General features: G+C 65.0%; 19 protein-coding genes and 1 pseudogene. 14 read left to right on the forward strand and 6 right to left on the reverse strand.

What is annotated here, in order from left to right; all coding sequences use genetic code 11:
* Positions 1-22 precede the first annotated feature (22 nt).
* On the reverse strand, positions 23-400 hold the full coding sequence (locus AB4Y31_RS11335) for a YcgJ family protein (RefSeq protein ID WP_368673990.1): 378 nt from the start codon (positions 398-400) through the stop codon (positions 23-25).
* A 114-nt stretch (positions 401-514) separates the two neighbouring features.
* On the opposite strand from AB4Y31_RS11335, the gene AB4Y31_RS11340 reads away from it, so the two are divergent.
* Together AB4Y31_RS11340 and AB4Y31_RS11345 are read left to right on the forward strand one after the other, a co-directional pair.
* Positions 515-1168, forward strand: coding sequence for a hypothetical protein (locus AB4Y31_RS11340; protein ID WP_368673991.1), 654 nt, complete (start codon positions 515-517; stop codon positions 1166-1168).
* Positions 1165-1680 (forward strand): hypothetical protein, encoded by a 516-nt coding sequence (locus tag AB4Y31_RS11345; protein ID WP_368673992.1) that lies wholly within the window; start codon positions 1165-1167, stop codon positions 1678-1680. The genes AB4Y31_RS11340 and AB4Y31_RS11345 overlap by 4 nt, the downstream gene beginning before the upstream one ends.
* 128 nt (positions 1681-1808) lie before the next feature.
* Here AB4Y31_RS11345 and AB4Y31_RS11350 read toward each other — a convergent pair whose 3' ends face one another.
* A complete protein-coding gene (locus AB4Y31_RS11350) occupies positions 1809-2183 on the reverse strand; it encodes a hypothetical protein (RefSeq protein ID WP_368673993.1) in 375 nt (124 codons plus the stop codon).
* Positions 2184-2452: 269 nt separating this feature from the next.
* On the opposite strand from AB4Y31_RS11350, the gene AB4Y31_RS11355 reads away from it, so the two are divergent.
* From AB4Y31_RS11355 to AB4Y31_RS11390, 8 genes and pseudogenes are all read left to right on the forward strand, one after another.
* Positions 2453-3451, forward strand: a complete 999-nt coding sequence (locus tag AB4Y31_RS11355; RefSeq protein WP_368673994.1) for a sulfonate ABC transporter substrate-binding protein — start codon at positions 2453-2455, stop codon at positions 3449-3451.
* Positions 3452-3469: 18 nt separating this feature from the next.
* Complete coding sequence (gene ssuD, locus AB4Y31_RS11360; RefSeq protein WP_368673995.1) at positions 3470-4627, forward strand: FMNH2-dependent alkanesulfonate monooxygenase; 1158 nt, start codon at positions 3470-3472, stop codon at positions 4625-4627.
* 46 nt (positions 4628-4673) lie between these two features.
* The gene (gene ssuC, locus AB4Y31_RS11365; RefSeq protein WP_368673996.1) at positions 4674-5558 is read left to right on the forward strand and encodes an aliphatic sulfonate ABC transporter permease SsuC; all 885 of its coding nucleotides are present in this window, start codon (positions 4674-4676) and stop codon (positions 5556-5558) included.
* Positions 5441-6349 (forward strand): annotated as a pseudogene (locus AB4Y31_RS11370) (ATP-binding cassette domain-containing protein); the annotation flags it as partial. The gene ssuC and the pseudogene AB4Y31_RS11370, both read left to right, overlap by 118 nt.
* 202 nt (positions 6350-6551) lie before the next feature.
* The gene (locus tag AB4Y31_RS11375) at positions 6552-7190 is read left to right on the forward strand and encodes a transglycosylase SLT domain-containing protein (protein ID WP_368673997.1); all 639 of its coding nucleotides are present in this window, start codon (positions 6552-6554) and stop codon (positions 7188-7190) included.
* 254 nt (positions 7191-7444) lie between these two features.
* Complete coding sequence (locus tag AB4Y31_RS11380) at positions 7445-7837, forward strand: surface-adhesin E family protein (protein WP_368673998.1); 393 nt, start codon at positions 7445-7447, stop codon at positions 7835-7837.
* Positions 7838-7952: 115 nt separating this feature from the next.
* The gene (locus tag AB4Y31_RS11385) at positions 7953-8402 is read left to right on the forward strand and encodes a CHRD domain-containing protein (protein ID WP_368673999.1); all 450 of its coding nucleotides are present in this window, start codon (positions 7953-7955) and stop codon (positions 8400-8402) included.
* Positions 8403-8505: 103 nt separating this feature from the next.
* Entirely contained in the window at positions 8506-9522 is a 1017-nt protein-coding gene (locus AB4Y31_RS11390; protein WP_368674000.1) for an alpha/beta hydrolase, read from the forward strand.
* Here the strand turns inward: AB4Y31_RS11390 and AB4Y31_RS11395 are convergent.
* On the reverse strand, positions 9489-10364 hold the full coding sequence (locus AB4Y31_RS11395) for an EcsC family protein (RefSeq protein ID WP_368674001.1): 876 nt from the start codon (positions 10362-10364) through the stop codon (positions 9489-9491). The genes AB4Y31_RS11390 and AB4Y31_RS11395 overlap by 34 nt on opposite strands.
* A 139-nt stretch (positions 10365-10503) precedes the next feature.
* Here AB4Y31_RS11395 and AB4Y31_RS11400 point away from each other — a divergent pair, with 139 nt between their 5' ends.
* Positions 10504-12099 (forward strand): MFS transporter, encoded by a 1596-nt coding sequence (locus tag AB4Y31_RS11400; protein ID WP_368674002.1) that lies wholly within the window; start codon positions 10504-10506, stop codon positions 12097-12099.
* Positions 12100-12123: 24 nt separating this feature from the next.
* Complete coding sequence (locus tag AB4Y31_RS11405; protein WP_018443687.1) at positions 12124-12567, forward strand: MarR family winged helix-turn-helix transcriptional regulator; 444 nt, start codon at positions 12124-12126, stop codon at positions 12565-12567.
* Between the two features lie 49 nt (positions 12568-12616).
* On the opposite strand, the gene AB4Y31_RS11410 is transcribed toward AB4Y31_RS11405, so the two are convergent.
* The gene (locus AB4Y31_RS11410) at positions 12617-13891 is read right to left on the reverse strand and encodes an amino acid deaminase (RefSeq protein WP_368674003.1); all 1275 of its coding nucleotides are present in this window, start codon (positions 13889-13891) and stop codon (positions 12617-12619) included.
* 349 nt (positions 13892-14240) lie between these two features.
* On the opposite strand from AB4Y31_RS11410, the gene AB4Y31_RS11415 reads away from it, so the two are divergent.
* Positions 14241-15707, forward strand: coding sequence for an amidohydrolase family protein (locus AB4Y31_RS11415; protein ID WP_368674004.1), 1467 nt, complete (start codon positions 14241-14243; stop codon positions 15705-15707).
* 59 nt (positions 15708-15766) lie between these two features.
* Here the strand turns inward: AB4Y31_RS11415 and queF are convergent, their stop codons facing one another.
* Together queF and ilvA are read right to left on the reverse strand one after the other, a co-directional pair.
* Positions 15767-16591, reverse strand: coding sequence for an NADPH-dependent 7-cyano-7-deazaguanine reductase QueF (gene queF, locus AB4Y31_RS11420; RefSeq protein WP_368674005.1), 825 nt, complete (start codon positions 16589-16591; stop codon positions 15767-15769).
* Positions 16592-16626: 35 nt separating this feature from the next.
* Positions 16627-18156: a threonine ammonia-lyase, biosynthetic gene (ilvA, locus tag AB4Y31_RS11425; RefSeq protein ID WP_018443691.1), complete on the reverse strand. Its 1530-nt coding sequence runs from the start codon at positions 18154-18156 to the stop codon at positions 16627-16629.
* Between the two features lie 557 nt (positions 18157-18713).
* On the opposite strand from ilvA, the gene AB4Y31_RS11430 reads away from it, so the two are divergent.
* A complete protein-coding gene (locus tag AB4Y31_RS11430) occupies positions 18714-20345 on the forward strand; it encodes a ShlB/FhaC/HecB family hemolysin secretion/activation protein (protein WP_368674006.1) in 1632 nt (543 codons plus the stop codon).
* The last annotated feature ends 10 nt before the right edge of the window (positions 20346-20355 follow it).

Genomic DNA, 20355 nt, shown 5'->3' on the forward strand with positions numbered 1-20355 from the left:
CTCCGAGCGCACTCGGCGCCCGTCACTTGCCGAAAAGCTGCGCCGTGTACTTTCCCGATACCGCCCCAGTGTGCTTCCCATCCGCACCGTAGAAGCGATTTTCGCGGCAAAGACGTTCCTTGACGTCGCAGAAGATACCGTTGGCGAAGGTGAATTCCGTCTGGCTGAATTCACCTTGTGAAAAAAGCCTTGCCGCAGCCTTCTTCCCCAGATACCGAGACGTCAACTCGCGAGAGACGCCCTTGTCGTTTGCGCACATATATCGATCACAGAGGACGCCGGAAGCAGGTGAACGGACACTGGTGTTTTGCCCGGCTTCGGCGGCGCCGGCGGTCAGCGCAAGCAGCAGCGCCGCGCAAATGAGCCGGACAGGGCGGGGCGCGAAAGCGAATAGGTCCATTTGAACATCCCGGTAAAGTCAGTCGACATCCACGCGATCTTACTCTCACGCCCATGGAGCCCTTTCCTCGGCACGCCGATTGCAGATAGCGGGATGCAAGGCAAGGAGATAGCGATGGCGGATGTGATCGGAGAACCTGGGTCGTTTCTGGCAACGTGGCGCGGGACAGGCGCCTCGATCGCGCTCGCGATCGTTGCGTACGCGAGCGTTTTAGTCCTCGGCGGTTGCAATTCCATCTATACCGAGAGTGCGAATGCGGGTGCGGGTATTGCCGGGGCCGCCGCCGCATCGAAGGTGACGCGCAACGCCGCGGTCGCGACGGGCATCGGTCTCGGCGCCGTGGCCGCGGCTCGCGCAGGAGTCGCGTATACGCAGCGCGTCGCGCACAACGCTACTCAAGAGCGCATCGCTGAAGCAGCAGGGCCGCTCGACGTCGGCGCGGTGGCCTCCTGGTCGGTTTCGCACAAGATCCCAATCGAGCCCAACCAACACGGACGCGTGACAGTCAGCCGCGTCATTAGCACGGGTGCGCTCGACTGCAAGGAGATCGTTTTTTCCGTCGATCGGCCGGTCGCGAAGCGCTCCGCGGGTGCTGACGCTGCAAGTGCTGCTAGCGCTGCAAGTGCTGCTAGCGCTGCAAGTGCGGTAAAGGTCAGCGAGTCACCCGCCCAAAACGAGTTCTACGTCGCATCGATATGCCGCGACGGCACCAAGTGGAAATGGGCGTCGGCCGAGCCCGCGACAAGCCGATGGGGTCCGATGCAATGAATGCACGCTATCTCGCCGGGATCGCTGCGATCACTGCCGCGTTGTGGATGATCGTCGGAACAGGTTGCCAGTCGATTGGCGCCGCAAGTGGCGCCGCGGCCGGCGTGGCGACCGGGGCGGCGACGACGAACCCTGCCATCGGAATCGGTGTCGGCATTGCGGTGGAGGCGGCAACGGATGAAGCGGTCAGGCGTACGACGCGCCATCTGCACCAGGATCAGCAGGATGCGATCGCGGCCGTCGTCGGCGCGCTGCCCGTCGACGAAAGCGGGGCGTGGCGCGTCAAGCATTGGCTACCGATCGAGAACGGGCGCGGGCGCGTGCGCGTGACGCGCGCATTCGCGACCCCGCTCGCCCTTTGCAAGGACTTCGTGTTCTCCGTCGCGCATGGCGATGGTCCGGACGCGCACGAGGATTGGTATACGGCAAGCGCTTGTCAGCAAGGGACGCGATGGAAGTGGGCCGATGCCGAGCCGGCGGTGGCACGGTGGGGCAACTTGGAGCAGCAGTAGGTACGCCGCATGGGTGCGTGCCGCGTTCGCCCATTTTCAGGCGCCCAAGTCATGCCTCTGGTGAATGCTGCGTTCGTGTTCGAAGCGTCGACGGGCGCGAGGGGCGCCGCGCCAGTGCCGCCTTAGACCTAGAAGAGTTCAGGTGGTCTGCGATCGACGAATTCGCGCGGAGCCGGCTCGGGCAGTGTAAAGGCGACATGTGGTAAATCGTCGAGCAACCCATCGAACTGCGCGTCGGCCTCGCTCGTAAAGAGGCCATCGAGGTAATCGAAGCTCAACATCGGCACCAGGGCCCGAAGCGCCGCCTCGGCTCCAGCCTGCGGGCCGCTGTCGACGCCGTCGACGTCGAGGCGGATCGTGCACGCGCCTCCTTCGCTGCAGTCGATCGCACCTAGGTCGATCAATTTACCCGCCGCGTTTTGCGCGAGCACGCGCGTTCCGGTTGCGAATAGTCGGAACGGCCGGTCGAATTGCGGCAAGTCCGTCTGCGGTCGCGTCGCCATCGTTTTCTCCCGATCGCCATCGTATTCCGCTTGCGCCGCAACTCGCGTGCCGGCGCGCCAGGCATTCGAGATCTGCGTGGATGTCAAATCGTTTGCACGATTTCCCCATATGACGATCCGGCAAGAGCAAAGCTGAAAACAATCGTTCTCATCGCATCGCGCCTTTCCTAGACTGGCGGTTCCTGTAGCGGTAGCGCCGCTCGATCCCCTTTCTCTTGAAACCGAACAGTTTTGTGCCGAAGGCGCTCAATCAGCGTCGTGGAGAAGTCATGTCTTCGAAGAACAACGAGCTTCATCAACCCGCACGTCGTCGCTGGCTCAAGGCAGCAGCCGCGAGCGGTGCCGCGCTGGCGGCCGGCGCGCTCGGCGCCGGATACCCGCAGTGGGCGCTCGCCCAAGGCGCGGCTGCCAAGACCTTGCGTATCGGCTATCAGAAGTACGGCTCGCTCGTGCTCGTGAAGGCACGCGGCACGCTCGAGAAGCGTCTCGCGAGCCAAGGCGTCACGGTTTCGTGGCTCGAGTTTCCCGCGGGCCCGCAACTGCTCGAAGGACTGAACGCAGGAGCCGTCGATTTCGGCACCGTCGGGGAAACGCCTCCCATCTTCGCGCAGGCCGCCGGCGTCGATTTCGTTTATGTCGCGAATGAGCCGCCGTCGCCTGCCGCGGAAGCGATCGTCGTGCCGCACGACTCGCCGATCAAGTCCGTCGCGGATCTGCGCGGCAAGAAGGTTGCGCTCAATAGGGGATCGAATGTCCACTACCTTCTGGTGCGGGCGTTGAGGCACGCCGGCCTTCAGTACGCCGACATTCAGCCTGCTTACCTCGCGCCAGCCGACGCGCGCGCCGCGTTCACGCAAGGCAGCGTCGACGCATGGGTAATCTGGGATCCCTACTTCGCCGCGATCGAGAAGCAAACCGGCGCGCGCATTCTCGCCGACGGCACCGGTCTCGTCGACAACACGCAGTTCTATCTGGCGTCGAGGCGCTTCGCATCGAGCGCGCCGCAGCTCGTGCGCGCGACGCTCGAGGAGCTGGCGAGCGCGGACGCCTGGGCGAAGGCGAACCCGGCCGCGGTTGCCGCCCAGCTCGCGCCGCTCGTCGGCCTCGAGCCGGCCATCGTCGAAGTCGCGGCGCGCCGCTCGTCGTATGGCGCCCGTCCGGTCTCGGCAAACGTGCTGGCATCACAGCAAACGATCGCCGATACGTTCAGCGAGCTCAGGCTCATTCCGAAACAAATCGCCGTCAAAGACGCGCAGTGGCTTGCCTGAGAGAGCGGAGAGAGGCGCATGAAGGTTTTCTGGTTCATCCCGCTGCACGGCGATTCGCGCTATCTCGGCACGTCCGAGGGCGCGCGCGCCGCCACCTATGACTATTTCCAGCAGATTGCCGTGGCAGCCGACACGCTCGGCTACGAAGGCGTGCTGCTGCCGACGGGCCGTTCCTGCGAGGACGCATGGGTCGTCGCATCGAGCCTCATCGCGGCAACGCGTCGGCTCAAGTTTCTCGTCGCCATTCGGCCGGGGCTCAGCTCGCCCGGCTTGTCGGCCCGGATGGCGGCGACGTTCGACCGGCTCTCGAAAGGCCGGCTGCTCATCAACGTCGTGACGGGCGGCAGCCCCGTGGAGCTGGAAGGCGATGGCTTCTTCGCCGATCACGACGTTCGCTATGAGATCACCGACGAGTTTCTGTCGATCTGGCGCGACCACTTCAGGACAGCCCATGACGGCGGGTCGGTCGAGTTCGAGGGGCGCCATCTGAGCTCGCGCGGCGGCAAGCTGCTCTACCCGTCCTTCCAGCGGCCGCATCCGCCATTGTGGTTTGGCGGATCGTCGGAGGCTGCTCAGGCGATCGTGGCCGATCATATCGATACCTATTTGACTTGGGGCGAGCCGCCGGACGCGGTGGCGAAGAAGATCGCCAGCGTGCGCGCGAGGGCCGAGCGCAAGGGGCGCAAGGTCAAGTTCGGGATCCGGCTCCATGTCATCGTGCGTGAAAGCGAGGACGAAGCATGGGCCGAGGCGGACCGGCTCATCAGCCGCGTCGACGACGAAACCGTCGCGAAAGCGCAAGCCGATTTCGCCAAGATGGATTCGGAAGGGCAGCGCCGCATGGCTGCACTGCATGGCGGCAAGGGCCGCACTCGGGCTGAGCTCGAGATCTATCCGAACCTCTGGGCCGGCATCGGACTCGTGCGCACGGGGGCCGGCACGGCGCTCGTCGGCACTCCCGACCAGGTCGTGGCGCGCATGACCGAGTATGCCGAGCTCGGCATCGACACGTTCATTCTTTCCGGCTATCCGCACCTCGAAGAAGCCTATCGCTTCGCCGAACTCGTCTTTCCAAGGCTACCGCTGCGGGTGCGCGAGAACTTGGAGTCGGCGCTGCCAGGGCCTTTCGGCGAAATCGTCGGCGTGACGCACTTGCCGAAAGCAGCGCACGGCTGAGCGGGACCTGCTCGAACGCGGGTGACGAAAACCTTCGCACTACGAAATGATTGAAAGGGGAAGCACCGTGAAAACGCAGGCGTTGACGAGGCGCATCGTGCCGTGGATCGTCCCGGCCCTCATCCTCTTCGCGTGGGAGGTGAGCGCACGCATCGGTTGGCTTTCCGCGCGCGTCTTGCCGGAACCGCTTGCGGTTGCGCGAGCGGCATGGGGGCTCATGCTCAGCGGCGAAATGTGGACCGATGTCGAGGTGAGCGCGTGGCGCGCATTGGTCGGTTTCGCGATCGGCGGCGGCATCGGTTTTGCGCTCGGGCTCGCGACGGGGCTTTTCAAGTCGATCGAAGCGGCGCTGGATTCGACCGTCCAAATGATTCGGAACATCCCCGCGCTCGCGATGATCCCGCTCGTCATCCTCTGGTTCGGCATCGAGGAGCAGGCCAAGCTTTTTCTCGTCGCGCTGGGCGTGTTCTTTCCCATCTACGTGAACACCTTTCACGGAATCCGCTCGGTGGACGGCAACCTCGTCGAAATGGCAAGGAGCTATGGCGTGCGGGGATTGGCGCTCTACCGCGATGTGATTTTGCCGGGCGCGTTGCCCTCGATTCTTGTCGGCGTGCGCTTCGCGCTCGGGTTGATGTGGGTCATGCTGATCGTCGCCGAGACGATTTCCGCGCAGTCGGGCATCGGCTACATGACGATGAATGCGCGCGAATTCATGCAAACGGACGTCGTGGTGGTCGGCATTCTGCTTTACGCATTGCTCGGCAAGTTGGCCGACATGCTCGCGCGCGGCCTCGAACGAAGTCTGCTGCCTTGGCATCCGGCCTATGCGGGCAGTGCCGTGCGTCCGCGCGCGGCGCGCACGAGCCTCGGCGCGAGGTGGGCGAGGGCGGTGAAGCGGCCGCACGGGTGGCGAGGAGTGAAGGCGTGAGTGCCTCGACAATGGCGGACGGGATCGGCCAGGCAAACGATGCGACGCTCGAAACGGGCACCGAGGCGGCGATCGCCCTGAAGTCGATTTCGAAGCGTTATGCCGAGCGCGTTGTGCTCGATCGTCTCGACCTGACCGTCGCCAAGGGAAGCTTCGTTGCGATCATTGGGCGCAGCGGCTGCGGAAAGTCGACGCTGCTGCGCCTCGTGGCCGGTCTGGAGACGCCCGACGACGGCGAGCTCGTCAGGGGCGAAAGGGGCGAAGGCGGGCGTCGCGAGCCGCGTGGAGCGCCCCGCACACGCATCATGTTTCAGGATGCCCGGCTATTGCCGTGGAAGAGCGTGCTCGCTAACGTCATGCTCGGCCTGCCGCGCGCGGCGCGCGATGAAGCGCGCGCGGCACTGGACGAGGTGGGGCTCTCGGCCCGCGAGCACGACTGGCCCGCGCAGTTGTCAGGGGGCCAGCGGCAGCGTGTGGCGCTTGCGCGTGCGCTCGTGCATCGCCCCGATCTGTTGCTGCTCGACGAGCCGCTCGGCGCGCTCGACGCGCTCACGCGCATTGAAATGCACGAGCTCATCGAGCGGCTTTGGCGCGAGCACCGGTTCACCGCGCTGCTCGTGACGCACGATGTGCAGGAAGCCGTGGCGCTCGCGAGCCGAATTCTGCTCATCGAGCGCGGGCGCATCGCGCTCGATCGGCAGGTCGAGCTCGCGCGGCCGCGAGCGCGTGGCACGGCCGCGTTCGCCGCGATCGAGGACGCCGTGCTTCAGCGTGTGCTCGAGCCCGCGAGCTGACAAACCGCTTCGCGTCCGGCTGTGCCCGCGGCTGCAAGTGAGTCGTCACTTCCATTGTCATTCCATTGTGATCTGGCGGCTGCGGTCGACGATCCACGTGCTTCGGGCTTCCTAGAGCGCTCCATCGATATCCGAGTCTTCTTGTCTGCTGATTAATGGGCGCCGTTATAATGCGGGACCATTCGTTCCGCATCGACCCATGAGCCGAGTCCTCTGCGCACTGCTGATTTCGTTCGGAATCCTGACGCATGCCTATGCCGAGGGCTCTGAATCGACAGCCGTACCCGCACCCGCGCCGGCAACGAGTGGAATCGACGCATCGTCGTTAGCGCAAGCAAGCGGCGCGACGGCACCCGCCCACGCATCCGTGAGCGAAGTCGCGACTGCGCAGACGCATCGCATCTCGAGCATGCTCGTGGAAAAATTCGGCCTCGCCCGTGCGAAGGCGGAAGAGATCACCAACGCGGTAATTTCCTCGGCATCGAAGTACTCTCTGCCGCCGGCGCTCGTGCTTGCAATCATCTCGATCGAGTCGCGGTTTCGCGAGAAGGCGCATGGCCTGCACGGCGCGACTGGACTCATGCAGGTCGTGCCCGCCGCACACCGCCGCCTGGTGAGCCATATCGATCTGACGGAGCCCGCCGCCAATATCGAAGCCGGGTCCGCGATCCTTCACGGCTATATAGAGTCGGCCCAGGGCGACGTGGCCGCGGCGCTCAAGAGCTACGGCGGATCGTCGGCCTATGCCCGCAAAGTGAGCCTGCGCGTCCATGATTTCGAGGCGGGCGTCGGGGCAAGCGCGCCTGACATCGCATTCGACGCGAGCGGTGCGCGCTAGCGCTCGCTGCATCCGTTTCCCGAACCCCCGCTTCCCGTGCCTCGAGCAGTGAACAATGCCCTTTCGTTACGCGCGCCACGCGCTCTGGCTCGAGTCGTTCGGTCATGTCGAATTTTCCATATCGCTGCGCGCGGTGAATGATCGCTCTGCTAGAATCCAGTAACGTCGAAGACGCCGGCAAAAAGGGCGATATAAAGAAGTCCGGAATAAATTCGAATCGACGTCGTGGGCCAATTTCGATCATAGGAAAGATAATGAAATTGCTCCGTCGATTGCTGATTTGTTTCGTGGCGCTTGCGGCAAGCTCCCAATCCGATGCGGCGCAATGGGTCCATCTGGCGAGCGAGCGCGATCTCTCTTACGAGGTCGACATGGATAGCGTCAAAAGCGGTCCCGACGGCTATCTCGAGTACGTTGCGAAGACGCTGTGGAAAGTCCCCGCGATGCTTTCCGGGGCGACGAAGCCTGTTGCCGTCTCCATCACCCGCTATCAAATCGACTGCGACCATAAAGCGTGGCGCGCGATCGATACCAACTATATGACGGCCGAGGGCGAGCCGGCAGGCAAGGCCCAACCGAAGGATGCGGCTTGGACGCCCATCGGGCCCGGCACCGTCGTCGACCTGATGTTTCGGAAAGTGTGCTGAGCGACCGTGTACGCGGGAACCCCATACGGCCTGATGCTTTGGTCTACCATTGCTGCCGACCCGCATGCACAGCGACGCGCTGTGCCGGCGGAGACGTCTCGATCGCGAGGACAATATGCGTATGACGCGCAAGCTCGGAGTTGCTGCGCTGCTGTCGGTTTTGACGATCGGCGCTGCGCTCGCCGACGAAGTCGTCTACAAGGCAAGCCTGCAGCCGTCGAGCGAGGTGCCGCCGACGACGAGCAGGGGAAGCGGTGAGCTGAAAGCGATGTTCGACACCTCGACGAAGCTCCTCAAGTGGGCCGGCTCGTTTCAGGGGCTCTCCGGCCCCGCAACGATGGCGCGGTTTCAGGGACCGGCATCGGTCGGCCAAAACGCCGCCGTGCAGATCGACGCCCCGCTCGCGAAGGCGCTGCGCGGCGACATCGAAGGCCAAGCCACGTTGACGGACGCGCAGATCAACGACCTCGAGACGGGCAAGTGGTACTTCAATATCTATACGGAGCAATACAAGAGCGGCGAAATACGCGGCCAGTTGTTGCCGTCGCCCGCTGCGCCGCACTGACTTCTGTCCATCCGGTCTAGATCGGATATTCGAGAACCGCTCGTTCATGGCACGTTCGTCGCAAGTACCATGATCGTTTGCCGCGTTCAGGGAGTGGGCCGCGATGAGTTGGCAAAGCGCCGTCGTCAGCTGGGTTCTCAAGAAGCAGTTCCGTCCGGAGACGGAGAAGCCTCATGTGAGCGTCGAGCGTGCCCGTACGCGCACGGCCGAGCGCGTCTGGTCGCCAAAGGTGCCGGCCGGCTGGCGGCTCACCGAGCACTACGGCGTCGACGACGCGCCGTTACGCGGCGAATGGCTCGAGCCGGCCGGCAAACTCGGCGCCCCTGCCCATCCCGCCGCGACGGCGCCTCTCGATAGTGCGGCCGTGCCCGACGCTGGCGCGCCGATGCGCACGCTACTCTATTTGCACGGCGGCGGTTACTACTTCTGCTCGCCAAGATCGCATCGCTCGCTCGTTTTTCCGCTGGCGGTGCGTACGGGCGCCCGTGCGTTTTCGCTCGATTACCGCCTTGCGCCCGAGCATCCATTCCCCGCCGCCGTCGACGACGCGCTCGCCGCCTATCGTTGCCTGCTCGCCGACGGGATACCGCCCGATTCGATCGTGGTAGCGGGGGACTCGGCGGGCGGTGGCCTCGCGCTCGCGCTTCTTCTCGCGCTGCGCGACGCGAAAGACGCGTTGCCTGCCGCCGCGCTGCTGTTCTCCCCTTGGACCGACCTTGCGGCGACGGGCAAGACGCTCGTCACGAACGACGGAGCCGATCCGATGTTTCGCGGTGCGGCCATCGAGCGCGCGACGCGTCTCTATCTGGCCGGCGCGGATCCCAGGCACCCGTATGCGTCGCCGCTCTACGGAGATCTCACGGGCCTGCCGCCGCTGATGATTCAGGCTGGCAGCACGGAGGTGCTGCTCGACGACGCGCGGCGCGTCGCCGAGCGCGCGCGGGCGGCCGGATGTGTCGTCGAGTTCGAGGTCTGGGCGAAGATGCCGCATGTCTGGCAACTATTCGCCCCGTTCATTCCCGAGGCGCGCCGCGCCCTCGATCGGGCGGCTGCGTTCGCGCGCTGGCATGCCAGCGAACGCTATCGTCAGCGCAGCGGCGAGAGGTCGATTGCTCTGTAGGCGGTTTCCACAACCTCTGTGCCATATCGCCGCTCGAGCCGACGGATCGTGAAATGGCCGTGCGCCGTCTGCTGGAAATGGTCGATGAAGGCCGTGTTGACGACGGCACCGAGCACCGCCCCGATCGCGGGAATCGACTTGGCCGCGACCTGCTCGCTGACTTGCACGGAAAAGCGCGCTGCGATCGCGTTCATGAGTCTCAGTAGCGCGGCGGTGCCGTGGGAGGCGAGGCTTTTCGACGCGAGGTCCGACGATGCCTTCGATATGGCCTGCGCGAGCGCGCCCCGCGCGATGAAGTAGCCGAACTCCGCGTCTTCGTTGGCCTGCTCGCGCTTCGACCGGGTGCCGCCGCCGAGGCCGAATACGGACAGACATTGCAGCTGCGTCTCGATCGTCCGCAAGTCCTCGCCTTCGCTGCGGGCGATATCGCAGATGGAACGGAACATCAGGGTCGTCGTAACCGGCAGTTCCGCCGGCAACGCCAGCAGCCCGAAGGCACCGCCGGCCGCGCCGGTGGTCGCGACCGCGAGCTTGTGCCAGATGTCGCGGGCCTTGGCCGACGCGGCCGACCCGCCCGGTAGGAGGCCCTCGGTCTCGCCGTGCACGCCGAGGCTCGCCAGCGCGGCCTGCAGACACTTGTCCAGCGCACGCCGCGTCGCTTCGGCGATGGTCTCGTGCGCCGCCGCCGGCAGACGCGCCATCAGCCGTTCCACCGGCGCGCCCGCGGCGCCGGCCAGCTTCATCGCAAGCGGCGCACGCTCGAGCGCGCGCTTCGCACGCGCGAGCGCCGCGAGATCGTCGGCCGTGAGCGGGCCGGCAATGGCCGGGGTCGAATTTTCCATCACAGCATTTCCCTTGACGGTGAGGCAGAGCGCCCGCCGGCGGCACGGGCGCGAAGGACGGCGCGAGCGCGAGGCGGCGACTGCGCCACCATGCTATCATTTCAGTTCTTTGACGACACAACGATTGCTTCATCAAACGATGGCTGTTCATACGGCCCCTCACCACTCGAAGGGGCAGGTTCTCCCTTTTCGCGAGTCGCTGCTGGCGATGCTCGGCGTATCGTTCGTGACGATGCTCGTTGCGCTCGACCAAACGGTGGTGGGCACGGCTTTGCCCACGATCGTCGCCGAGCTGAAGGGCTTCGACCTTTATGCATGGGTCGCGACCTCCTATCTGCTCACATCCGTCATCACGGTACCGATCTTCGGACGGCTCGGCGATTACTATGGCCGAAAGCCGTTCGTGATTGCGTCGATCGCCCTTTTCACCGGGGCGTCGGCGCTTTGCGGCGCCGCGAACAGCATGGTTTTTCTCGTCTTTGCGCGCGGCTTGCAGGGCATCGGCGGCGGCATGCTCGTCGGCACCGCGTTCGCCTGTATCGCGGATCTCTTCCCCGATTCGGTCGTGCGGCTGCGCTGGCAGGTGCTGATGAGCTCGGCTTTCGGCATTGCCAACGCGATCGGGCCGTCGCTCGGGGGCTTTCTCACGCAGTACTACGGCTGGCGCTCGGCGTTCTACGTCAATCTGCCGGTCGGCCTGCTCTCGCTCGTCTTCGTCTGGCGCTATCTGCCGCATATGCGGCACGTCGAGCACAAGGGCCGCATACGGCTCGATTGGCCCGGCGCGCTGTTGATCGCGATCTCGCTCTCCAGTCTGCAACTCTTCGTCGAATGGGTCGCGCACGACGGCTTCACGCCGGTCGTCGCCGCACTCGTCGTGCTCAGTGTCGCCAGCGCTTTTGCCCTGCTGAAATGGGAGCGCGCGAGCGCACAGCCGATCCTGCCGCTCGACATGTTCCGCAATGCAAGCCTCGCGGCGCTCTTCGCGTTGTCGGTGCTCGGCGGGTTCACCATGTTTTCTCTGCTCTTTTACGCGCCGCTGCTGCTGCAGGGCGGCTTCGGGCTTTCGCCGCGCGATGCAGGATTCGTCATCACGCCGCTCGTCGTATTCATCACGATCGGCAGTATCACGAATGGCCGCATCGTCACGCGCATCCGCAATCCGAATTCGATGCTTTGGATCGGGTTCCTGCTCGTCGCCGTCGCATGTCTCGGCACCGTCGCCGCGACGCGCAACATGCCGCACGCACTGCTGATGACCTTCATGGTGGCGGGCGGGCTCGGTCTTGGCTTCGTGCTGCCGAACCTTACCGTCTTCGCGCAGCAGACGGCGGGCCGCGAGCACCTGGGCATCGCCACGGCGCTGCTGCAGTCCCTGCGGATGATCGGCGGAATGTTCGGCACGGCGTTGACGGGCACGCTCGTTTCACTGATGTACCGGCATCGCGTCGGGGGCGCGCTGCAAGCGGCGAATGCCACGCCATGGCTCGATCAGATGCGCGATCCGCAAATCCTCGTGAACCGTGAGGCCCAGCAATCGCTCATCGCGCAGCTCGCGCACGCCGGCCATGACGGTGCCGCGCTGCTCGAGGCGGCACGCGAGGCGCTCGTCGCGTCGATTCATGCCGGCATCGCCGTCGCGATGGCCGTCGCGCTCTTCGCCGCCTGGCAATGCCGGCGCGTGCCGCGGGTGAAGATCGCACGCGCGCCCGAGCCTGCCGTCGCGAGCGAATGAACCGAACCGGACCTGGAGCAGGCAATGGAAGAACATGAATACGTCGCGGTCGTCCGCCAGTTCGGCAGCACCTATCGCGCTTTCATGTCGGCATTCGAGGCGCACGTCGGCCACCCGATGCCGCGCTGGCGCATCCTTTTCGCGCTTTCCGATCAGCTCGGGGAATGGTCGCAAAAGCGCCTCGTCGAGCGCCTGCGGATCGACCCGGGCGCGCTGACACGGCAATTGAAGGCGCTCGAGGCGCTGGGCTGGGTGGCTCGCAGCGTCGACGCGCGCGACAACCGCGTGACGAACGTGGAACTGACGAGCGAAGGCGCGGCCGTCGTCGCCGAAGCGCTGCCGCGCCGCAACGCATTCTTGCGCGAAACGATGGGTGCATTGCCCGACGATGCGCTGCGGGCGCTCTCGGCCGCGCTCGCCAAGTTCGAGACGCGCATCGCCGAGGTAGCGCAGGCGGAGACGGTCTGAGTCGGGTGGGCCTGCGATCGGTAAGTCACGATGAGCAGGCCCTGGTCGTTCAGAAGTACGTTTCGACGACTTCGGTGACTCGATACTGCTCATCCACGATCAGCAGCTGCCGCCACTTGTCGAACGTCAGGCAGGGATGCGAAATGTCGAACGCGAGCATGTCGCCCACCTTCAGATCGGCGCCCGGCGCGATGCGCATGTAGGCGTGCTGATCCATGAGTCCCGTCACTTCCCAGCCTTCGTCGGCGGCGATTTCGCGCGGAGCGGGCGTACCCGGCCTGTAATGGCGTGCCGGAACCGGCAGCCCGGAGTCGAAAGCGGCGTCGCGCTTGCCCAAGGCGACGATCGCGCGATCGCCTTCCGGGATCGATTGAACATAGGCCCAAAGCTGCAGCGCCGGCAGCAGGGCCTCGCCCATCTTCTTCGCGACGGGATTGCGCGCGAGGATGGCGGCCTGGGCCTTCTTATAGATGCCCACGTCGTGGGTGACATAGCAGCCTGGCCGCAGTACGACCTCGACGGCGCCCGACTTCGATTCCTGCGCGAACTCCTCGGCGACCACGTCGTACCAGGCGGAGCCGGCGCCGGACAGGATCGCCGGCGTGCGTGCGAAGCGGCCTTGCGCCGCGAGGGCGCGCGTCGTTTCGACGGCGCGGCGCAAGAAGGTCCGCACGGCCGCTTCGTCAGCGAGGACGCCCTCGTAAATCTCGATGCCCGCCAGCCGCAGCGTATCGGGATACCGCGCGATGGCCGCGAGCACCGCGTCGCGCTGTGCATCGTCCCGCACGCCCGTGCGCCCGCCCGGCACGCCGAGTTCGATGAGAAGCTGCAGCGGCTTGCGTACCGACTCGAAGAATGCGCCGAGCTGCTCGACGCCGTCGACGGAATCGACGAGACAGAAAAACTCGAAATCCGGGTCCGTGAGGAGCTCCGCGATCATCGCCATGTTGTGCCGCCCCACGAGCTGGTTCGCCATCAGCACGCGCTGGACGCCGCCGAGATACGCGGCGCGCGTCTGATGGGCGGTGGCGAGCGTGATGCCCCAGGCGCCCGTTTCGAGTTGTCGGCGAAAGAGTTGCGGCGCCATCGTCGTCTTGCCGTGCGGCGCGAGCTTGACGCCGTACTCGGCGACGAAAGCCTGCATCCACTGGAGGTTGTGCTCGATCCGGTCCGCATAGAGCACGGCGGCCGGCAGGCTGACGTCCTCGGCGAGCAGATTCCATTCGAGGTTGGCCGCCGATTCGAGCGGCACACTCGCGCTCGGCACCGTGCCCAGGCCCTTGCTGCGGGGATCGATCGTCGCGTTTTGATAGGTGATCTTCATGGCTGCTAACTGTCCTTGTCGGTCGTCGTCGGTTGTCGGGCGCTGCTCGACTGCATATGATGAATCCGGCACGATATCGATCGTAAGAAAGCGCAGATCCGCGTGCCGGTCGAAACATCCGCTTTCCGTGCATGGTACCGAACCTGCAGGTAGGATCGAAGCGATGACCCCGACTCTAATGGGTCGCCCCCACGCTCTCTGCGTTCGCTGCCCGCTCCCGCGAGGGGACTTCCCCAGGGAGCCCCGAAACGGTGCTCCCTTCGGGGCGCGAGGGGGCCGTCAGTGGCTTGGGACGGCCCGGTGACCGAAGGAAATCCCCGTGGGGACACCCACTGACAGGAGACTACGCATGCATTCTCACCCCGAAGCCGCCGATACGCTGATCGTCGGAGCGCAGCTATACGACGGCACGGGCGAGCCGCCCGTCGTGCGCGATGTTGCCGTGCGCGACGGGCGCATTGCCGCGATCGGCAATCTCTCGAACTGGCTCGCCGAGGAAGTCGTCGAGGCGGAAGGCCGGGCGCTTGCACCGGGTTTCATCGACGTTCATACGCACGACGATACGCACGTCATCCGCTCGCCTCAATGCCTGCCGAAGATCACGCAAGGCGTAACGACGGTCATTGTCGGCAACTGCGGCATCAGCGCGTCGCCCGTGACGCTGAAAGGCGATCCGCCCGACCCGATGAACCTGCTTGGCGAGCGCGACGCGTTTCGCTATCCCACATTCGCGGCCTACGTCGATGCAATCGAAGCGGCGCGCCCCGCCGTCAACGTCGCGGCGCTCGTCGGCCACACGGCGCTGCGCAACAACCACATGGATCGCCTCGATCGTGCCGCGACCGAGCGCGAGGTGGCCGCGATGCGCGCCGAGCTCGAGGAGGCGCTTGCGCATGGCGCGCTCGGCTTGAGCTCCGGGCTTGCCTACGCCTCGGCCAACGCCGCGCCGACCGAGGAGGTGATGGCGCTGGCGGAGCCGCTCGCCGCCGCAGGGGCCGTCTATACCACACACATGCGAAGCGAGTTCGACGCCATCCTCGAGGCGTTCGACGAAGCGTGCCGGATCGGCCGCCATGCGCGCGTGCCCGTCGTCGTCTCGCACTTGAAGTGCGCAGGGCCTAGCAACTGGGGCCGAAGCAAAGAGGTGCTCGCCTCGCTCGAAGCGGCGCGGCGGATCCAACCGATCGGCTGCGACTGTTATCCGTACGACCGCAGCTCGTCGACGCTCGATCTGAAGCAAGTCACGGGCGACATCGAAATCACGATCACGTGGTCGACGCCGCATCCCGAGCAGGCCGGCAAGCGACTTTCGGCGATCGCAGCCGAGTGGGGCGTCGAAGAGCGGGAGGCGGCCGAACGTCTGCAGCCGGCGGGCGCGGTCTATCACAACATGTCCGAGGACGACGTTCGCCGCATCCTCTCGCACCCCGCGACGATGATCGGCTCCGATGGCCTGCCGAACGATCCGCTGCCGCATCCGCGCCTATGGGGCGCGTTTCCGCGCGTGCTCGGCCACTATGCGCGCGATGCGAAGCTCATCCCGCTCGAGGAGGCGGTGCGGAAGATGACGAGCCTGTCCGCGCAGCGTTTCGGGCTCGGGCCTCGCGGCGAGGTACGCGTGGGCTTCCAGGCCGACCTCGTGCTGTTCGACCCGGCGCGTATCCGTGACGCCGCGACCTTCGAAAACCCTCGGCAGGCCGCCGACGGCATCGACGCCGTCTGGGTCAACGGCGTGCTGTCGTGTCGTAACGGAGAGGCGACGGGCGAGCGGGCGGGCCGGTTCGTCGCCCGCGGGGCAACCTGGCGCGAGCAGTGACCGCGCCGAACCGGCGAGCTCTCGAATCGTCGATGCCCGCTGCGCGCGAAACGCGCGCTTTACTGCCGCGCCGTGCGTGCGTTGTCAGGCATCGGCAGGTTGAAGTTCGTGCGGAAAGGGTTGATGTCGAGCCCACCGCGCCGCGTGTAACGCGCATAGATCGCGAGCTTCACGGGCCGGCATTCGCGCAGGATCTCGACGAACATCCGCTCGACGCATTGCTCGTGAAACCCGGTGTGATTGCGATAAGAGATGATGTAGCGCAAGAGCCCGGCCTGATCGATCTGCGGGCCGACATAATGAATTTGTACGCTGCCCCAATCCGGCTGGCCCGTGACGGGGCAGTTCGACTTGAGCAGATTGGAGAACAACGTCTCTTCGACAGGCGCCTCGTCGAGCGCCGCCTTCAGCAGCGACGGTTCCGGATGATAGACGTCGGTCTCGAGGTCGAGGCGGTCGAGCGAGAGGCCGTCGAGTTCGTCGAGCTCGAGCTTGCCGAACTCAGACGGCGATGCGAGCCGCACCGAGACGGTCGCGCCGCAGACGGCCGACACGTCGCGCTTGAGCATCTCGCGCAATGCGTCGATCGATTCGATGCGCGTTTGGGCGAACGAGCCGAGATAGAGCTTGAACGACTTCGATTCGACGATGTTCGGCGACTCGGCCGGCACATAGAACGTGGCGATCGCGATTTGCGGCTTGCCGCGCGCATTGAGCCACGAAAGCTCGTAAGCGTTCCAGATGTCGGTGCCGAAAAACGGCAACTGCGCACCGATGCCGATCGCTTCGCGCGCAAGGCTGCGCGCGATCGGAAAGAGCAGAGTCGGATCGTACTGCTCGGCGTATGAGGACGGCTTGCCGAGCGGCGATTGGTCGGGGGTCATGGCAAAACTTCTTGGATCTGTCCGTTGATGCGCCCTCAGGCGAGAAAGAGCCGGTAGACCGGATTGCGGCTTTCATCCCAATGCGGATAGCCGAGCGTCGAGAGGAAGCGCGCGAATGCGTCATCGTCGGCGACGGGCACCTGAATGCCGACGAGGATCGAACTGTAGTCGGCGCCTTGATTCCGGTAATGAAAGAGGCTGATGTTCCAGTCAGGCGCCATCGACGAGAGGAACTTCATCAGCGCGCCGGGCCGTTCCGGAAACTCGAAGCGAAAGAGCCGCTCGTCTTGCGCGAGCGGCGAGCGTCCGCCCACCATGTAGCGGATGTGCTGCTTCGAGAGCTCGTCGTTCGTGAGGTCGACGGTCGGAAAGCCGTGCGCCTCGAACGTTCTCGCGATGTCGGCCGATTCGTCGCGGCTCTTGATCTGCACACCGACGAAAATATGCGCGGCGCTCGCATCGGCGATCCGGTAGTTGAACTCGGTGACGCTGCGCTCGCCGACGAGCTCGCAAAAACGCTTGAAGCTGCCGCGCTCTTCAGGAATCGTCACGGCGAATACGGCTTCGCGCGCCTCGCCCACCTCGGCGCGCTCGGCGACGAAGCGCATCCGATCGAAGTTCATGTTCGCGCCAGACGTGATGGCGACGAGCGTCTCATTTTCGACGCCCGTGCGCTCGGCATATTGCTTCGCGCCCGCGACGGAGAGCGCACCGGCGGGTTCGAGCAGGCTTCGCGTGTCCTGAAAGACGTCCTTGATCGCTGCGCAGATCTCGTCCGTGTTGACGGTCAGCACGTCGTCGAGATACTCGCTGCAAAGGCGGAACGTCTCCTCGCCGACGAGCTTGACCGCCGTGCCGTCCGAAAAGAGCCCCACCTCGTCGAGCGTCACGCGCTCGCCGGCTTTTAGTGACGTCGCCATCGCGCACGAGTCTTCCGTCTGCACGCCGATGACCTTGATCTCTGGGCGCACGGCCTTCACGTAGGCAGCCACGCCGGCCGCGAGCCCGCCGCCGCCGATCGGCACGAAAATCGCGTGGATCGGGGCTTGGTGCTGACTGAGGATCTCCATCGCGATCGTGCCCTGGCCGGCGATCACGTACGGGTCGTCGAACGGATGGACGAACGAGAGGCCGCGTGCCTGCTGAAGCTCGAGCGCGTGCGCGTAGGCGTCGCTATACGATTCGCCGGCCTGGACGACGTCGACGGTCGGGCCGCCATGCGCCCGCACGGCGTCGACCTTCACTTGCGGCGTCGTCACGGGTACGACGATGACGGCTTTCACGCCGAGGCGCGCGGCCGAATAAGCGACGCCCTGCGCGTGATTGCCGGCCGAGGCGGTGATGACGCCGCGCGCCATCGCGTCGGCGGAAAGGTGCACCATCTTGTTGTAGGCGCCGCGCAGCTTGAACGAGAAGACGGGCTGATTGTCTTCCCGCTTGAGGTAGACGCGGTTCGCGAGGCGCGCCGACAGATTGCGGGCCGGCTCGAGCTCCGTTTCGTGAGCCACGTCGTAGACGCGCGCTGTCAGGATTTTCTTGAGGTAATCGTGGGAAGACGTGGACATGTGATGACGCGGCAATGCGCTTCGACGGACCGCCAGAGGCTGAAAAGGACAATGATAGCGCCAACGGCGCCTCGGCCACGAACTGCGACCCAGCCGCTCGCCGTACTTTCGCGACGGAAGCCGCCTCGTTCGCGCCGCGGGCGGTGATCGAACGTTTAGTTGATCGGCCTGTTTCAGTAAGTCGAAATTAGCCGGTGCTCGTCGCCCGGGGCTTCGCGTCGGGTTTTCATCGGTCCGGCCTACGCAGCCGGCGCGGCTTCTCCCTCGCTCTACGCTCCCCCGTTAATCCGTCTGATTTTTACGTTAACCTTTCGATTCTTGCCAGTAGTGCAGGCAGAGTACGGCCCATCTTGATCGCAAGACGGAATTGGGCGTGCACAAGACAGACCGATCCAGCCTGATGGTCGGGCCGCCGCTGCTTTTCCGTTTCGAACGACGAACGAACACGGGCGGCAAGCATGAGGCTAGGAAGGTTCATCCACAGGCGCGGCGAATGTTGTGTCGCACTCTGCGTTTTGGCGCTGGCGGTGACGCCTGCGACGGCGCAGCCTGCGTCAATGGTGGATGGCTTGCAGCAAGAGTTGCGTCAACGCGAGCGTGAGCGTGCTTTGAGGTCACAGCAGGAAGCCGCTCCCGACGTGCGGCTCCAACGACCGGTTCAGGCGGGCGATGAACGGCTGCCGGAGCACGAGTCGCCCTGTTTTCGCATTGACCGCATCGTGCTTGAAGGCGATGCTGCGGAACGGTTCCAGTGGGCGGTAAAGGCGGCCAACCCGGCGAACGATCATGCAACGGGCCGGTGCCTCGGCAGCGAAGGCATCAGCCTGACGATGAAACGCGTGCAAAACGCAATCGTCGCGCGCGGGTATGTCACGACGCGGGTCCTCGCCCCGCCGCAAGATCTCAAGCAAGGCACGTTGACGCTCGCGGTCATCCCCGGCCGCGTTCGCCGAATTCGCTTCTCTGAGGGCCGTGGCCGCCGCGGGACGAAATGGAATGCTGTTCCCGCGCGCCCCGGCGATATCCTCAATGTGCGCGACATCGAGCAGGCACTCGAGAATTTTCAGCGTGTACCCACTGTCGATGCGGACATTCAGATCACGCCCGCCGAAGGTCCCGACGCCAAGCCTGGAGATAGCGACCTTGTCATTAAATGGAAGCAGGACTTCCCATTTCGGATCACGTTGTCGGCGGATGATTCGGGCAGCAAATACACGGGCAAATACCAAGGGAGCGTAACGCTCTCCTACGACAACTGGTGGACGCTCAACGACCTCTTCTACGTCAGCCTCAACCGCGATCTTGGCCGAGGCTATGGCGATGGCAAAGGGACGCGCGGATACACGGTCCACTATGAGGTGCCGTACGACTACTGGTTGCTAGGCTTCACGATCAGCGGCTACGACTACCGCCAGTCGGTAGCGGGTGGGAATCGGACCTACGTCTTCAGCGGCAGCAGCGAAAACAGCGAGCTGCGCTTGTCGCGCCTCTTCTATCGCGATGCTGTGCGAAAGGCGAGTGCGTACGTCGCCGCCTGGTCGCGCAATTCGCGTAACTACATCGACGATACGGAAATCGAAGTGCAGCGCCGCCGCATGGCCGGTTGGGCGGTTGGTCTCGCGCATCGCGAATTCATCGGCGCTGCAACGCTCGATGCCGACGTCGCGTACCGGCGCGGAACGGGGATGTTGTCGGCACGTGCCGCGCCGGAAGAAGCGTTCGGCGAAGGCACGTCGCGCTCGGCGGTGATTACCGCGCAAGGGCAGTTGAACATCCCCATCGCGGTGTCGAAGCAGCGGTTCCGATATCTCGTTGCATGGCGCGCGCAGTGGAACCGTACATCACTGGTGCCGCAGGATCGCTTTCAGATCGGCGGACGGTACACGGTGCGCGGCTTCGACGGCGAAACCACGCTGCTCGGCGAGCGCGGCTGGCTCGTGCGCAACGACCTCGGCTGGACTATAGGCAACACAGGGCAGGAGCTTTACCTCGGCGTTGACTATGGTCAGGTCCGCGGGCCATCGACGCAAGAGCTCGTCGGCACGCAGCTCGCCGGCGCGGTGATCGGCCTGCGCGGAGGGTACAAACGGTTTTACTGGGATGCGTTTGCCGGCCGCCCCATCAGCAGGCCCGATGGATTTCAGACCGCCAGCACCACCGCGGGCTTCAACATCAGCTGGACGTATTGAGGGGCGATGC

It is taken from the genome of Trinickia sp. EG282A (assembly GCF_040965455.1).
Lineage (GTDB): Bacteria > Pseudomonadota > Gammaproteobacteria > Burkholderiales > Burkholderiaceae > Trinickia > Trinickia symbiotica.

Bases quoted from the DNA above. Each gene is read 5' to 3' on its own strand.
- AB4Y31_RS11395 (WP_368674001.1), bottom strand. From the start codon at position 10,364: ATGGAAAATTCGACCCCGGCCATTGCCGGCCCGCTCACGGCCGACGAT.
- AB4Y31_RS11375 (WP_368673997.1), top strand. From the start codon at position 6,552: ATGAGCCGAGTCCTCTGCGCACTGCTGATTTCGTTCGGAATCCTGACG.
- AB4Y31_RS11410 (WP_368674003.1), bottom strand. From the start codon at position 13,891: ATGAAGATCACCTATCAAAACGCGACGATCGATCCCCGCAGCAAGGGC.
- AB4Y31_RS11350 (WP_368673993.1), bottom strand. From the start codon at position 2,183: ATGGCGACGCGACCGCAGACGGACTTGCCGCAATTCGACCGGCCGTTC.
- AB4Y31_RS11335 (WP_368673990.1), bottom strand. From the start codon at position 400: ATGGACCTATTCGCTTTCGCGCCCCGCCCTGTCCGGCTCATTTGCGCG.
- AB4Y31_RS11340 (WP_368673991.1), top strand. From the start codon at position 515: ATGGCGGATGTGATCGGAGAACCTGGGTCGTTTCTGGCAACGTGGCGC.
- AB4Y31_RS11390 (WP_368674000.1), top strand. From the start codon at position 8,506: ATGAGTTGGCAAAGCGCCGTCGTCAGCTGGGTTCTCAAGAAGCAGTTC.
- AB4Y31_RS11430 (WP_368674006.1), top strand. From the start codon at position 18,714: ATGGTGGATGGCTTGCAGCAAGAGTTGCGTCAACGCGAGCGTGAGCGT.
- AB4Y31_RS11405 (WP_018443687.1), top strand. From the start codon at position 12,124: ATGGAAGAACATGAATACGTCGCGGTCGTCCGCCAGTTCGGCAGCACC.
- AB4Y31_RS11380 (WP_368673998.1), top strand. From the start codon at position 7,445: ATGAAATTGCTCCGTCGATTGCTGATTTGTTTCGTGGCGCTTGCGGCA.
- AB4Y31_RS11415 (WP_368674004.1), top strand. From the start codon at position 14,241: ATGCATTCTCACCCCGAAGCCGCCGATACGCTGATCGTCGGAGCGCAG.
- ilvA (WP_018443691.1), bottom strand. From the start codon at position 18,156: ATGTCCACGTCTTCCCACGATTACCTCAAGAAAATCCTGACAGCGCGC.
- AB4Y31_RS11385 (WP_368673999.1), top strand. From the start codon at position 7,953: ATGCGTATGACGCGCAAGCTCGGAGTTGCTGCGCTGCTGTCGGTTTTG.
- queF (WP_368674005.1), bottom strand. From the start codon at position 16,591: ATGACCCCCGACCAATCGCCGCTCGGCAAGCCGTCCTCATACGCCGAG.
- AB4Y31_RS11345 (WP_368673992.1), top strand. From the start codon at position 1,165: ATGAATGCACGCTATCTCGCCGGGATCGCTGCGATCACTGCCGCGTTG.
- ssuC (WP_368673996.1), top strand. From the start codon at position 4,674: ATGATTGAAAGGGGAAGCACCGTGAAAACGCAGGCGTTGACGAGGCGC.
- AB4Y31_RS11400 (WP_368674002.1), top strand. From the start codon at position 10,504: ATGGCTGTTCATACGGCCCCTCACCACTCGAAGGGGCAGGTTCTCCCT.
- AB4Y31_RS11355 (WP_368673994.1), top strand. From the start codon at position 2,453: ATGTCTTCGAAGAACAACGAGCTTCATCAACCCGCACGTCGTCGCTGG.
- ssuD (WP_368673995.1), top strand. From the start codon at position 3,470: ATGAAGGTTTTCTGGTTCATCCCGCTGCACGGCGATTCGCGCTATCTC.